Source organism: Streptococcus suis (assembly GCF_019856455.1).
GTDB classification, from domain to species: domain Bacteria; phylum Bacillota; class Bacilli; order Lactobacillales; family Streptococcaceae; genus Streptococcus; species Streptococcus suis_AE.
The window spans coordinates 50,422-63,876 of the sequence record NZ_CP082205.1 but is presented as its reverse complement, the minus strand read 5'-3'; the positions used below and the strand labels follow the sequence as shown (position 1 = coordinate 63,876).

At 40.9% G+C, this 13,455-nt stretch carries 21 protein-coding genes and 2 pseudogenes; 17 read left to right on the top strand and 6 right to left on the bottom strand.

Annotated elements, in window-relative coordinates; all coding sequences use genetic code 11:
* Positions 1–258: 258 nt before the first annotated feature.
* The gene (locus K6969_RS00390) at positions 259–987 is read right to left on the bottom strand and encodes a helix-turn-helix transcriptional regulator (RefSeq protein ID WP_228381569.1); all 729 of its coding nucleotides are present in this window, start codon (positions 985–987) and stop codon (positions 259–261) included.
* 198 nt (positions 988–1,185) lie between these two features.
* Between K6969_RS00390 and K6969_RS00385 the strand changes: the two genes are divergently transcribed.
* The 15 genes and pseudogenes from K6969_RS00385 to K6969_RS00320 all read left to right on the top strand — a co-directional run bounded on the left by K6969_RS00385 (position 1,186) and on the right by K6969_RS00320 (position 8,611).
* On the top strand, positions 1,186–1,380 hold the full coding sequence (locus tag K6969_RS00385) for a helix-turn-helix transcriptional regulator (protein WP_032538261.1): 195 nt from the start codon (positions 1,186–1,188) through the stop codon (positions 1,378–1,380).
* 38 nt (positions 1,381–1,418) lie between these two features.
* A pseudogene (locus K6969_RS00380) lies at positions 1,419–1,583 on the top strand (helix-turn-helix domain-containing protein); the annotation flags it as partial.
* A gap of 54 nt (positions 1,584–1,637) precedes the next feature.
* A complete protein-coding gene (locus K6969_RS00375) occupies positions 1,638–2,264 on the top strand; it encodes a Rha family transcriptional regulator (protein ID WP_029174016.1) in 627 nt (208 codons plus the stop codon).
* A gap of 469 nt (positions 2,265–2,733) precedes the next feature.
* Entirely contained in the window at positions 2,734–3,162 is a 429-nt protein-coding gene (locus K6969_RS00370; protein WP_029174015.1) for a hypothetical protein, read from the top strand.
* Complete coding sequence (locus tag K6969_RS12320) at positions 3,162–3,359, top strand: hypothetical protein (RefSeq protein WP_029174014.1); 198 nt, start codon at positions 3,162–3,164, stop codon at positions 3,357–3,359. Before K6969_RS00370 ends, K6969_RS12320 begins: the two co-directional genes overlap by 1 nt.
* Before the next feature lie 9 nt (positions 3,360–3,368).
* Complete coding sequence (locus K6969_RS00365; RefSeq protein WP_171943020.1) at positions 3,369–3,518, top strand: hypothetical protein; 150 nt, start codon at positions 3,369–3,371, stop codon at positions 3,516–3,518.
* The gene (locus K6969_RS00360) at positions 3,515–3,808 is read left to right on the top strand and encodes a hypothetical protein (protein WP_228381568.1); all 294 of its coding nucleotides are present in this window, start codon (positions 3,515–3,517) and stop codon (positions 3,806–3,808) included. The genes K6969_RS00365 and K6969_RS00360 overlap by 4 nt, the downstream gene beginning before the upstream one ends.
* 33 nt (positions 3,809–3,841) lie before the next feature.
* Entirely contained in the window at positions 3,842–4,126 is a 285-nt protein-coding gene (locus K6969_RS00355) for a hypothetical protein (RefSeq protein WP_029174013.1), read from the top strand.
* Positions 4,113–4,253, top strand: coding sequence for a hypothetical protein (locus K6969_RS00350; RefSeq protein ID WP_171943019.1), 141 nt, complete (start codon positions 4,113–4,115; stop codon positions 4,251–4,253). Before K6969_RS00355 ends, K6969_RS00350 begins: the two co-directional genes overlap by 14 nt.
* Before the next feature lie 169 nt (positions 4,254–4,422).
* Positions 4,423–4,932, top strand: a complete 510-nt coding sequence (locus K6969_RS00345) for a hypothetical protein (RefSeq protein WP_029174012.1) — start codon at positions 4,423–4,425, stop codon at positions 4,930–4,932.
* Entirely contained in the window at positions 4,929–6,527 is a 1,599-nt protein-coding gene (locus tag K6969_RS00340) for a hypothetical protein (protein ID WP_029174011.1), read from the top strand. The genes K6969_RS00345 and K6969_RS00340 overlap by 4 nt, the downstream gene beginning before the upstream one ends.
* A 340-nt stretch (positions 6,528–6,867) precedes the next feature.
* On the top strand, positions 6,868–7,041 hold the full coding sequence (locus tag K6969_RS00335) for a hypothetical protein (RefSeq protein ID WP_162841090.1): 174 nt from the start codon (positions 6,868–6,870) through the stop codon (positions 7,039–7,041).
* A 20-nt stretch (positions 7,042–7,061) separates the two neighbouring features.
* On the top strand, positions 7,062–7,586 hold the full coding sequence (locus K6969_RS00330) for a hypothetical protein (protein ID WP_029174010.1): 525 nt from the start codon (positions 7,062–7,064) through the stop codon (positions 7,584–7,586).
* Positions 7,587–7,650: 64 nt separating this feature from the next.
* Entirely contained in the window at positions 7,651–8,052 is a 402-nt protein-coding gene (locus K6969_RS00325) for a hypothetical protein (RefSeq protein WP_029174009.1), read from the top strand.
* Between the two features lie 55 nt (positions 8,053–8,107).
* A complete protein-coding gene (locus tag K6969_RS00320) occupies positions 8,108–8,611 on the top strand; it encodes a hypothetical protein (RefSeq protein ID WP_253911828.1) in 504 nt (167 codons plus the stop codon).
* A 491-nt stretch (positions 8,612–9,102) separates the two neighbouring features.
* Here the strand turns inward: K6969_RS00320 and K6969_RS00315 are convergent.
* A pseudogene (locus K6969_RS00315) lies at positions 9,103–9,961 on the bottom strand (IS630 family transposase); the annotation flags it as partial.
* A gap of 198 nt (positions 9,962–10,159) precedes the next feature.
* Between K6969_RS00315 and K6969_RS00310 the strand changes: the two are divergent.
* Together K6969_RS00310 and K6969_RS00305 are read left to right on the top strand one after the other, a co-directional pair.
* Entirely contained in the window at positions 10,160–10,429 is a 270-nt protein-coding gene (locus K6969_RS00310) for a hypothetical protein (protein WP_321537426.1), read from the top strand.
* A gap of 16 nt (positions 10,430–10,445) precedes the next feature.
* Positions 10,446–10,775 carry a hypothetical protein gene (locus tag K6969_RS00305; protein WP_171943280.1) on the top strand — a complete coding sequence of 110 codons (330 nt, stop codon included), beginning with the start codon at positions 10,446–10,448 and terminating at the stop codon, positions 10,773–10,775.
* Positions 10,776–10,825: 50 nt separating this feature from the next.
* On the opposite strand, the gene K6969_RS00300 is transcribed toward K6969_RS00305, so the two are convergent.
* From K6969_RS00300 to K6969_RS00285, 4 genes are read right to left on the bottom strand one after another with little or no spacing between them, the layout of a single operon-like run.
* Positions 10,826–12,178, bottom strand: a complete 1,353-nt coding sequence (locus K6969_RS00300; protein WP_321537402.1) for an IS66-like element short variant transposase — start codon at positions 12,176–12,178, stop codon at positions 10,826–10,828.
* Positions 12,132–12,338, bottom strand: coding sequence for a transposase (locus tag K6969_RS00295; RefSeq protein ID WP_029178852.1), 207 nt, complete (start codon positions 12,336–12,338; stop codon positions 12,132–12,134). Before K6969_RS00295 ends, K6969_RS00300 begins: the two co-directional genes overlap by 47 nt.
* Before the next feature lie 50 nt (positions 12,339–12,388).
* Positions 12,389–12,739 carry an IS66 family insertion sequence element accessory protein TnpB gene (tnpB, locus tag K6969_RS00290; RefSeq protein WP_029188189.1) on the bottom strand — a complete coding sequence of 117 codons (351 nt, stop codon included), beginning with the start codon at positions 12,737–12,739 and terminating at the stop codon, positions 12,389–12,391.
* Positions 12,720–12,905, bottom strand: coding sequence for a hypothetical protein (locus K6969_RS00285; protein ID WP_029188188.1), 186 nt, complete (start codon positions 12,903–12,905; stop codon positions 12,720–12,722). The genes tnpB and K6969_RS00285 overlap by 20 nt, the downstream gene beginning before the upstream one ends.
* Positions 12,906–13,455 lie beyond the last annotated feature (550 nt).

Below are 13,455 nucleotides of genomic sequence, written 5' to 3'. Positions count from 1 at the left end.
CTAAAATATACAGATTGACAAAACTTGACATTTTTCAGCTCCTAACAAAACCTACCTTTTTCATGTTGACTAATGTTGACTTTTTCGGCTACTGATAAAAACTGACTTTTTTTAGCTATTGAGTTTTGTTGAGTTTTTTCAGCAACCGACAAAATCTGACTTTTTTCACTCCACACAGTCACCAGAAAGCCCCTGAGAGCGTGGAATAATTCAGTAGGGTAAATATACCAGAGAAGTGTTTGAACGTGGTGAAAGGGCTTAGATAACCCTATCACTACCAACGACAGAAAAAACTTTGATATGTGTATCCTCAGACGGTGGGAAATCTATGACAATATCATTGTATTTTTTATTGATCGATACCAAACGCAAGCCAGTAGCTTCAGTGTAGACCCTTTTCAAGTAGGTTTTATCATCAACCACAACGGCACAGACTTGTCCAGAGTATGAAGAAATACCCTTATCTCTTAAATAAATAACATCGCCATCGTGATAATTCGGGGTCATGCTATCGCCGTCAACAATTGAAGCTATATCATGCTTTGGCGGTTCGTTGGTAACTTGGACGGTGATTATTTCATTATCATCATAGCCAAAACCGACACCAGCGGCTAGCCGTGAAACAGCTTTGACTTCGTAAGTGATAGCCAATTCTTCAACGATTGAAGTATTTTGGTTTTGTAGTAATTGTTCAGAGGTTTTTAACAAATTATTTTTATTGGCTTCGTCTAACTTGGAATAGTTAGACAACAAAATGGCTTGTCGAGGGTCAAAGTTAGAAAAAGGAATGACGGAACTCTTTTCCTCAATCAAATCAGACTTATTTACACCGAAGTAATTCGCCATTATTTCTATTTTGTCTATACGTGGGTAGGTCTTTGCATTGACCCAATCGAGAACGGTTGTATATTTGAAATCTAAAGCCAGTGCCATTTGGCGAGGATTTAGCCCTTTCATATCTAGCAATCTCTTTATATTTTCTGCCATTATCTGCTTATTTCCTAGCGACATAACCGCACCGCCTTTCTTTTTATCATAATTCTAATTATACGGTTAAAACATACAGAAAGCAAGAAAAAAGAAAAAAAGTTAAAAAATAATTAAAAAACGCTTGATAAACACGGTAATACCGTTTATACTGAAAACACGGTTAAGCCGTTCACAAATAAAAAAGGAGGTGAAGTAATGAGCAAGTACACACTGAAAGCCCTACGAGCTAATGCAGATATGAAGCAGACTGAAGTGGCTGAAAAACTTGGTATTTCCACTACTACTTGGAGCAAATGGGAAAACAAGAAGCGTTTTCCAACCGTTGACCAAGTGGAAAAAATTTCAAAACTTTTTAATGTGGCTTATGACGACATTATTTTTTTACCATGATAGACGGTTATACCGTTCATAGAAAGGAGCAGGCAAGCATGGAATTAGGCGAACGAATCAAAGTTATCAGAGTAAGCCTAGGTGAAACAATGGAACAATTCGGACAACGCTTCAACACTTCCAAAGGTACGGTAAATAATTGGGAAAAAGGCAGAAACGCACCTAATAAAGCGAATTTGAAAAAGATTGCTGATTTATCAGATAACCCAATGGAGTTTATAGCGTTGTATCTTACACAAGTATAGAAAGGGGCAAGCATGGAATTAGTTTACATGGATGGACGGAAAGAGCCGTACACATTGAGCAGTATTGTAGCAGAATGCGCAGAGGTGCAACACCACACCATAACCCGCACTATCAGGAAAAACCTTGAACGCTTTGAACGTTTCGGAAAGGTTGGATTTAAAATCCAAGCTATGGAGAGCGGTCAACAGTCAAAAGATTATATCTTAAACGAACAACAGGCAACTTTGCTGATCACTTTTCTAAAGAATACCGAGCAAGTTGCAAACTTTAAAGAGAACCTAGTCCGAGCATTCTTTGAAATGCGTGACGAGGTGGCAGAATTTCGCTACCAGAGGGCACTAGAGAAGCCAAAGCGCAAGGCACTACATGAAGCTATTGAAACATGGCAGGAAGCCCCAAAACACGCGCACAGCACTGTTACAAACTTGCTACTAAAGGGAACTACTGGAATGAACAAACGCCAGCTAGTGGCACACCGTGGTGGACACAATGGCATTGACAGCCTAACCAGTCAGGAACTTATCAGATACCAAGCACTAGAGGACATGGCTATTGCTATGATCAACTTAGGCATGACATACCAAGACATTAAAACAATGGTATTCAGACCACTAAAAAACGCACCCCAAGGCGCGTGAGAGCAACAAAAAAAGGCTTACCGAGACCAATCAGCAAAGCCTTTTAACCACTAACTAAAACAAAATTAACAAGCAGGCAAGCTGTTATTAAAAGGGTTTTAGTAAAGATTTTTATAGCTAGATTATACCATATCTAGGACATTATGACCATACAGAGGGCGCTAACCCTTAAAACTGGAGCAGAAAAGTATTAGGTGCTGGTATCGCCATTAGGTAGCCATGGACCCAGGGCAACCTAAACCACCCTAAGAAAATCACACACAGCTAGGCTATTTATTTTGGCACAGGCTTACACGACCACAGGGACAACCTGGTAAGTTTGGGGCGGTTATCCGCTGGGGATAGTCTAGGCTAACAAAAAAATGTATAAAGAAAAAAGTATAGTAAAGAAATCAAGCCTTTTACAAACAGGATAAAGCCCACTAGGGCCATTACACAGAAAATCATAAACAGCAAAACGAGGTAAAAAATGAAACAGTATTTTGAACAGTTTGAAGAAAAGTTACAAGTCGCTGAAGAAAAATTGGACATTCTAAGCGAGTGGCATATAGCCAAACGTCACAAGGGAGCTACTGAAATCGCTGAAGAGTGTAGGACGGCTATTACAACACTTTGGGTGGAGTTTTACAGGCTTTCAGAGGCTTATAAAGAGGCCGAGGCAGACCATGAAGAGTTTTATCAAGCGAATGTAAACAACTTGCTTGGAGAGCTTAAAAAGCATGATGATGAAATCACGGAGCGATACAAGAAAGCCCCTGAGTGGTTGCTATTCAATTTTTTAGATAAGGCTATCAAAGAAAATAATTTAAGCAACGACATTACACACGCTACTACTTCCACTTGGACCTATTTACGCAGTCTAGTTGTCGAAGATCTAAAAGAGCGAGGGTTACTATAATGCAAGAAATGACAATTGAAACAGCGTTAACGCTTATCGCAATACTAACACCGCTGAATATCTTTCTATGGCTACATCTAGGAACGTATCAGCTCCATAGCAAGCCCAAAGACAAGCCAGAGGGTAATCACACCAGACGGCTGATAAATGCGAACTACGGGGCTTATATACAATCACAGGGCAGATATTACAATTAGGGGAAAACTATGCTGACATTTAGAGAACTTGAACAAATAACAGAGACTATTCTCAAACACACTACACCAGAAGAAATGCAGTGCTATCTTGATATGGAACACGATAGTAAATTGCTTTGGATAAAATACAAAATCGCTAGCCTGGAGGTACAGGCATGACAGAAAACAAATTACCAGATCACTTATATAAAGTTTTCAAGCTACTACCGCTTGGAATGGACTTACCTATCACCGCTCCAGACATTGAGAAGCTGACAGGCTTGGACGTTCGAACCATTCGGGAACATATCCGCCAGCTTATAGTTGACTATGGCATCCCGGTATGCGGTGGACGTGATAACAAGCTAGGTGGCTACTATATCCCCAGAATGAAACAGAACGACTTGCTGGAGTGCTACCACTACAACGTCAATACGACCAGGAGCATAAGCGCATCCACGCGCTTCTAACCGCAGACTTGCAAGATTGGAGGAAGTACAGAGATGAAGCTTGAACTAACCGCACAAAGTGAAACAGACCTAAAAACGGGCATTCTGGAGCTTATCGGGAACTATCTGGAGGCGCGTGAGCAAACACCGCCAAGACTGTTAGGGCTAATCACAGCCCAACAGTTGAAGGATGAGCTAGGTATAAAAAATAAGACTTTGAAACGATGGGAAGATAACGGGCTAAGACGTTACCAGCCACCACTAGAGGACACTAGAAAAATCTTCTATAGGGTCAGTGATGTTTTGATATTTTTGGGGGTGGAGAATGGCAAGGTATAGCATACACCCAGCGGACAGTGGCGGACATTACCACAATATTAAACTTTATAAAGATCGTCGCCCAACCTTTGATCAGGTCAAGGAACAGCAACGTTTGAAGAAGCTGAAAAAGAAACGGAGAAAGTAACATGAACGAATTTTACACAGGCGAGTTAGAAAACCTTGTCATTGAACTACAAAACCGAGTTGACGAGCTGGAAGAACGACTGGAGCGGTTAGAAAATGATTTACGAGGCTAGAGGGGGACATGGAACAGACCAAAGGACAACAACGACAAAAGAAACGGAGAAAGTGACATGTATAGCCTAATTGAAATCACAACCAACAAGGAGAACATGAAGAAGTTACCAATCACGGAAACACAAGCACTCAAGAAAGGGGATTTCTACAAGTTCTATTACTTTTTGCCCTTTGATACCTATATGACTGGATTCATCTATCAAGGGTTGATGGTGACAATTGTCAAAGATTACCCCAAAGAAGCGGACGGATGGGAGTTAGTCAGAGATAAAAACATAGCTACGATAAACAATGAGCTATTGGAGAAGATGGAGAAGCTGGAACGGTACAACCTGGACAAAATGCGGGTGAACCTTGATTACATCTATACACCAATGCTGACGGAGTTATTAAAGTACGGTGTTAACTCACGGGCAGACGTGGCTTACTTGGTTAGAGAGCTTTATATCAACGGTATGGACATGATAGGAGCGATTGAAATCTTTGCCAATCTCACCCAACGGGGCGACCTTGCAGGCTATTTCTTGCAAGTGGCGACATCATTCTTTGAGGGGGTGACTGTTTGAAACAATTAAAAGAGATTTTACAACTGAATTGGAATGAAGCAGAGTTTGGACAATCTAAACTAAAGGCGGACTACAAGAAACAACTGTATAACATCGTGGCAGTTGATAGCCTGAATAATGCATGGTACAACGGACAAACTGTATTTATTCCTGATAATAGGATCATGTATATCACCGAGCAGAAAGGCACGACAAAAAAATACATATCCGCAACATTTGAGAAGAAGACCAAAGGCAAGGGCGACAACAAAAAGGAGTATATCCATATCACCTACGATCACTTTTTCTCACCCTTTGCTAAGTTGGTTATTGATTATCTGTTAGGGCGATTTGTTTTCTATGAGGGCAAACTATACGACGTAAACAACAAGCAAGCTATTCTAATGGATGAAATCACTATACAAAACCTATATGGCTTTAAACGTGATGGGGAATATGTTTTGGAAATCCTTTCAGGTATTGCCAACAATATCAAAATAGAGCCAGCACGAACGCTACAGCCTTACCAGATAGCAGGGGATGACTTTATTATTGACTTGAAAGAACACCGCTATTATAGGACTAACCCGAACGAAGAACAGTCTTATTTTAAGTATTACCCAGTGGACTACAACACCGCCAAAGATGGGCAAGCTATGGCTGATAAGTTTTTGAGGCATGTTATAGCTGATGAACTTTCGCTACACAATGCGACTTTACAAACTTACTACATGGCACAAGTTGCCAGCGGTTTACGGTCAAAGACTAATTTTTTCATCGCAAAGTCAGGGGTACGAACAGGGAAAGGCTTGCGACATATTGCATTATCTGGACTATTCAACAAGATAGATGTGGAGTTAGATAACCTTATTTCAAAGGGGTTTGATGCACTCAATGCGTGGGCTTTATTTTCAGGCGGTGAGATGGCTTTAGCAACCGAGCAAGGCGACATAGTAGGCGACAGGGTGGAAAGGGTGCTAAAGATTATTGCAACCGAAAAAACACACGTAGCCCGAAGCGTTGGAGGTAACCAAGGACTTGTACAGTTGTCTAGCGTGTTGTGTATCGATACTAACAGAAATGTATCGTTGTCTGATGAAATGAACGGGCGCAAGGTACTTATACAGTACCAAGACAGACCAGAGGGCGAAACAGATTCAGAGCGTGAAGCAATCTTTTCCGAATATTGGCAAGCATTCACGCACCCCGACAAGTCCCCAAAGATAGACGGCTGTATCGGTTTCCTGCTGACTAGTTTGGACTATTTCAAAGAACAAGGGGAAAAATTTGAGTGGAAAGCCGTAGAGGTTTTTAATGATGTGGATTTAGATGATTTTCAAATGTTATTACTTAACACGCTAAACCACAAAGAATATATCACTAGAACAGATAATTTTTTAGTGGAGGAGCTTTATAGAAAAACTTACGGAAACAATGGTGTAAAGGCTAGAAATGCACTGGAGACTATTGGGGTAAGGTCTAAGAGAAAAAAAGTAAATGGCAGAGCGGTCACCGTTTACACCGTGAACAATTTAAAACGCTTTGAGAGTTATATACCTGAAGACAAAAAAACAAAAGAATTAAAGGTATTTGAAGATATTAACGACATTCTTTGAGGCAACAGGGGTATACAGGGGTGTTACAAGGGTTTGAGCCCGACCCCTGAACCCTCACAAACCCAGTCATATCAACCATCTAGCTATTATTATTACACTAGGAACAGGGGTATACAGAGGTTTATATAGGGCAAAAGAAAAAAGATACAAAAATAAGGCACAAAATACATATATATATTTTTAGTCTAAAAACAAAAAAATGATAAAAGTATATAAGCAAACCCCTGAACCCCATGTATCCCTGCGCAAACCCAGTCATATCAAGGGTTTAGCAGTAACAGAGGTCAGAGCAGACCCCTGTAAAAGTAACAGAGGTCTAGGCAAAAAACGGAGGAAAAACATGAAAATTAAACTATTAAAAAACTTGGCTAAAGAAAGCCCACAAGATTTTGAAGAGCGAGTAAACGAGTTCATGGCAACCGTTGAAGTGGTTGACGTAAAAATCGCTATGGCATCAGCGGGGTATTCTGACAGCTTTGGCACAGTAACACATATACTAGTCTTATACAAATAACAGAAACGGAGAATAATATCATGACACTAAAAACTATTTCTGACAAACCACAAACCTTTACTTTTACTTATGACTTTGAAGACATTGACACCGCCAAAGTGGCAAGTAATGCTGTCTTTGGTTATATGTTTGGGACTTATCACGCGCCAATAATCGAGGCAACGATTAAGGGCAAAGGTCAGCTAGTGCTGGAGTATGCAGAAGATAAGAAACTAAGTAAGATCTTCAAGAGGATTTGTGACGGGTTCAAAGATTATTACACGCACCAGGGGCAAGAAAATGAAATCAAAGAAGATTACAAACTGGAGCGCGTGCAACAACTCAAGCAGTCAGAAACTTTTGATAGCTTGCTGGATAAGCTGGTAGCTTGTGAGCTGGAGCTTATGGAGTTGGCTGATGGCGTGTTAGATGATGATTATCCTGATATGGCAGTAAATGGCGTACATGCCAACCTGAAGGCTGTAGATGACGAGGCTATGAAGTTGCTGAAGAGTTTAGACAAGGAAAATGACTATAAGGCTCTATGGCAATATGCAAGCCGTTAAAAATGATAAGAGAGGCAACGCGCCTCTTTTTGTGCTATATCAGCAAAGAAAGGAAAATAGCAGTATGGCTAAAAATAAAGGTGGCAGACCTACGAAAATGACACAGGGAACGATTAAGAAACTGGAAGAGGCTTTTCTTAGGGGGCTAAGTGATGAGGAAGCCTGCTTATATGCGAATATCTCAAAGCCGACACTATACGATTATTGCAAGAAAAATCCACAGTTTTCTGACCGAAAAGAGCTACTGAAGCAACGACTGAAAACACGCGCAAAGTTGAACATATCTAACGCCATAGAGGATGGAGACGTGGCTATTTCCAAATGGTACTTAGAGCGGAAAGATGATGAATTTAAAACCAAGACAAAACTAGAACATGATGGCAATGTGTCTGTATCACCTCACAATCCATTTGAAGCTTTAACCGTAGAGGAATTACGGGCATTGATTTCTGAAAATGAAGAATAATGGTACTTAAATCAATAGTTTTGGGTTTTTACAGTATAGGGGTATTTTTTTTTGAATGAAAGTATTGTATATAGAGACATTTACCAGAGCTATGAAAAAGAAAGGAATAACTCAGGGAAAGGCTGAATTAGACGGTTACCCCTTGACTATTGACTTAGACAACCTTTTTATTGTTATGGGTAGAGATCGTTTTGAATTGGCCAGAATACCAGGAACAAAAGGCGGTTATAGGTATTTCTTTCTTTGCCCCGATTGTGGTAGGCGTTGCAGGAAACTATATAAGCGGTGTCTGTATTTTAGTTGTGGGACGTGTCAGCAGATCCATAAGCAGACACTAAACCGCAGTAAGACAGATTGTCAGTATTATTGGGAACGTGCACTAAGGGAGGCTAGGAAGGTCCAACCAGGGTGGACCCCTGACCGTGGCGGATATATGTTTGACAGTTTTCCCAGTCGCCCAAAGAGAATGAAGCGTGATAGATATTATAAACATTATCAAAGGTTTTTGAACTATATTAGAAAAGGGGATAGCTATTGGCTGAGAGGGTTATCTAGGTGAAGCACTTTGGCAATTTCCAAACAAACAAATACTAAAACGTTCGCTTTACAAAACAAATAATGGCGGAACGTTTGGGGGCTAAAAAGCTAGCACTATCAAGCATTCACAGGGTTAAAAGGGTGCAAAAATACGGAACGTTTTTGATTTTTCAAAACGACGAATATCCGAACGCTGTATAATTCTAAAAGACGGTGGCGCGTGATGAAGCACGAGCGAAGTACGAGAAAACACAAAAAAAGCCAATGCGCACGCACTGACTATGTGAGTAAAAACCTAAAACCATTATATCACAGTTGGAGGGTACGCAGTTGACTTTATCAAATATTCAGTATAAATTCCTCGATAATGTTTTGATGAACTATAGACACTTACCAAGCAGGATAGCGAGAAGAAAGCTAGAAATAGAAACCGAACACAGTACCGACATAAACATAGGGGCTAGCAAAACCAACCGAGTGATTAATACTCAACAAAAATCAAAATCAAACCAATCAAGTGTTTTTTAACCATCGTCTACTAACAATTGGTTTTAAAATAGACCAATCTAACTCTCGTATCACTTCTTGAAGCTTGTTTATCACATCATCTAGTGTTTTAAAAGCTTTATTCTTAAACCCTCTCTTTCGAATCTCAGCCCAAACTTGTTCAATTGGATTCATTTCAGGAGTATAGGGAGGAATAAACTCAAAACCAATATTATGTGGTTTCTCTAAGGTACTTGATTTATGCCAAACGGCATTGTCCATCACTAATAAAATATAATCGTCAGGATAAGCTTCAGATAGTTGTTTGAGAAAAACATTCATCCAATCTGTATTGCAACCCCCAGCGATAATGAAGAAGGACTCTCCTGTATGGGCATCAATAGCACCATAGCAATAGCGATACTCACGAATATAGTGGCTATGTACATGCGGTCTCACCCCTTTTGGTGCCCAGGCCTTTCCAATTTTACTAATCCGACCGAAACCCGCCTCATCTTGATACATTAGTCTGACTTTATGATAGCGACGACTATTCTTGAAGCGCTTTCCTATTTTCGTGAATGAAGATTTTATTTTTAGACGCTAGAATCGTTTCGGCGTCTGCTTTTTTAGGGTGTTCTGGTCTTGGCGTCACTTTGCGCCAACCATGGCGTTTCAGAAGGGCATAGAATCCTTCCTTGGTCGTAGGGTGTCCAACCCGTTTCTGATAAGTTTCGTAGAGAGAGTTTATGGTCACAAATTCGCCATTTAGTGAAGCTGTTAACTGTTCTTTTAGAAATGCTTCCTCTTCTTGAAGGGTTAAATATTGACGGTTCCGTCCACCTCGCGTTTCTCTTACTAGAGCTGAAATCCCACCAAGCTCATACTTGCCTTGTAAGGACCAGATTGTATACTTTGAATAGCCGATAAGGTTAGTGATTTCCTTATAACTAAGCCCTTCTGCTCTGAATAGGATTACTTGAAGTCGTCTATGAAATGGGGAATAGGTTTTATCTTTCAAATAAGTTTTTAATTCGTTTGTTTGTTCGATAGTAAGTTTCATAAATCTATTATACGTTAGTTTTTGTTTTTTGAACAGTATAAACGCACAGAATGGCTTGTAGAACGCTTTGACAGTGATATAAAGCTGAAAGGGCTAGAGTGCCAATTGAACGCTATAGAAAGCACAATAGAGCTATTAGACGACACAATGAAGCTAGTGTTTGAACTACGTTGGATACATGAACGCACACCCGAAGAAATCGCTGAACTAACAGGAACAGGCTTGAAATCAACACAGAAACGCTTGGAGCGAATTACAGAAATCTTTGCGGACTATTGGGGTTGGACATGATGGAGGGCGGGTGTAAATGGATTTAAAACAACTAGCAAAAAGAAAACTGAAAGAGTTTCATAGATGGTGCAGAGTTTCAAGTCTATTTCATGAACCGACAGAGAGCTTTGGCAATTGGCTGATACCGTCTTTAGAATTTAATCCAGAGGATTACAAAGACAGAAAACACGATTGGCAACGTGAAGCCCCTGAAGAAGTGAATGAGATTATAAAGGCAGTCAATGCAGTAGCTAGACCAAGACATCGGGCTGTACTTATCATGAGTTATATATCACCCGAAAAGATACAATCAGCAGAGCAAGCACACCGACTTGGTATTAAGCCATCTACTGTAAGCGCCCAATAACAAGGTATATTGAAAAGGCTCCAAAGTCCTGTCGACTCTGGAACCTTTTTCTATTTACAAGCTCTCTTAATATTTTTATCCCATGGCAAATAGGCTTCTAAAACCTCCTTTTTTGCGAGCGACTCCTCATTAGGTAAGTGTTCTAGAAGATAGGTCATATATTTTTCTGCATCAAGTCCGTGTCGCTTAGCTGTTTCTAAAAGACTCAAAATGACAGCTGTCGACTTGGCTCCCTCAAAGCTCTGAGAAAAAAGCCAATTTTTTCTGCCCATCACCAAGGTCTTCATAGCCCTCTCAGCCATATTGTTGGACAGGACTAGGTCACCGTCCGAGAGAACGGCTCGGAAGGTGGTTTCGTATTTGAGGCTATACTCTATTGCAGTACCCAATTTGGAAGCTGGCAAGACAGCCTGTTCACGGCACCAATCAAAGAACTCGTCCATCAAGGGAGTTAACTCTGTCTGCCGTTTATGTAGCCGTTCCTCAGTAGACAGGTCAGCCCAGTCACTCTCCAAGGCAAACAGGCGGTCGCAATAGGCTAAACCCTTGGCTCCTAAAGAAGTCTTGTCTGTCTTCTTAGGAGTCGCCTCAAAAAATTTTCGTCTAACATGAGCCCAACAGCCAACGAGCTGAGCCTTGTCTAATTGACGATAAGCACTCCACATGTCACAATGAACGTAGCCCGCATAGTCCCCAAGAAACTCCTCCACAACTAAGCCGCTCCGTCGTTTGTCATGATGATAGAGGGTAATTCCATTTTTCTCATGTTTCCCAGACAAGAAAGTCCAGTAGTAGGTCAACTGGCTATCATTTTCTAAGACCTTGTAGGAAGTCTCATCCGCATGAAGAATAGGCTGCTCCAACAATTTCTCGTGCAACAGGTTATAAATCGGCTCGAAATAATACTGACTAGACTTGATGTGCCAGTTGGCTATTTCCTTCCGACTGATGGGCAGGCCAAGTTTATGCCAGTCCTCTTCCTGACGGTAATTGGGTACCTTCAGATTGAATTTCTGATGAATGGTGTGAGCGATGATAGAGGCTGAACCCAAGCTGTGTGCCAAAGGTGCCTTAGGAACAGGAGCCTTGATAATCTTATCGCTTAGATTCTTCTGACTACATGCCTGACACTTGTATGCGTGTTGAACATGGTCAATCCGCTTTAATTGTGCAGGAATGAAGACCAACTCTTGTCGTTGAACAGTTGAGCCAATCTCTTTCAGCTGACCATGACAGTCTGGACAAGTGCAGTCTTCGCCCTGCAATTCGTGATGCACAATCTCTGGAGTGAACTGGCTGAAAATAGCCTGACGAACTCCCTTAGCTTTCTTGCGTTTATAGGTGATGGTCTCCGTTTCAACTGGGTAAGTCAGCTTCTTCTTCAGGGAGACTTTCCTCCCCAAACAAGCTCAGCTGACCTGGTTGATATACGACCTTCTCTGATGATTTTCCGTAGAGTTTCTGTCTCAGATAGTCAACCTGTTCTCGAAGGAGAGTGAGTTCATTAGCCATCATCTCTATCGTTTTTGACTGTGTTTCAATAATTTTTTCTAGTGATGACATAACCAATCTCCTTCTTTTTATCTCATTATACACAAAGAAAAGCCATGATTTCAATAGAAATCACGACTTTTTGAAACATTTATTTTTGGAATGATAGAAAATCCTTTCATGAGCCAGTCGACTTGCTCGGAAGTTAGAGCCTTGACCTCTTCTTCATTGTTTGGCCAGGTCAATTTCCCATTTTCAAAACGTTTATACAATAACCAAAATCCCTGTCCATCCCAATAAAGAGCTTTGAACCGGTCTTTTCGACCTCCGCAGAAGAGATAGACCTGACCGGAGAAGGGATCCAGGTTGAACTGACTTTTGATAAGATAGGCCAGGGAATCAATTCCCTGACGCATATCTGTTTTTCCACAGACCAAGTAAACTTGACCTAAATCACTGAGTTGGATGGTCATAGAACAGTACCTTATCTAAGATTGTTTCTAGTGTTTCTTGATTGATAGTGTGAAAGACTGTGAGCTCCACTTTTCCGAGACGAATTTTCATCATAATATCGTTTCTGCCTCGCTTCTCAAAGCGGCGAGATTGGGGAACAGTCAATGGAATGATGGGGTGTGACATAATAAATCCTCCAGTTTTGTTTTTCTAACAGTATACTGGAGGAGGGAGTGGGTGGATAGATACCTTGTTATTGGGCGGTTACATACTATCGATAATAGCTAGCCGATGGATTCTTCAAAACTGTCCGCTGTATAAAAAACGACCTTATCCCTCCTAAACAAGTAGGGACAAGGTCGTGACTAGAACAGCCGCTTTTGTCATATTTATAGTCTTTTAGTTTACTTTTAGTACTCACTTCAAAGGTTTGGGGAACCTTTGAAGGCTGGAGATAGTGCGAACCAAGTTCGCTTCAACAGTCGCAGGCATAACTCAATGCTTTTTTATTTCTAGGTGGCCAGCTGATGTACTTCGCTTTTTTGTTTTCAGGCTCAGGTACGAATAGTCCACTGGACTATTCGTATCCCCCAGATTGCTTGCACAGTCAATGGACTGTGCAAGGTGGGAGATAATACTTGCAAAGCAAGTCACTTTTACAAAATCAGGCAAGGCAAGTTCAAACTACCACTCTTTTAATGACAGGTGGTAGGCTGAAAACCTCCAATGGAGCTTT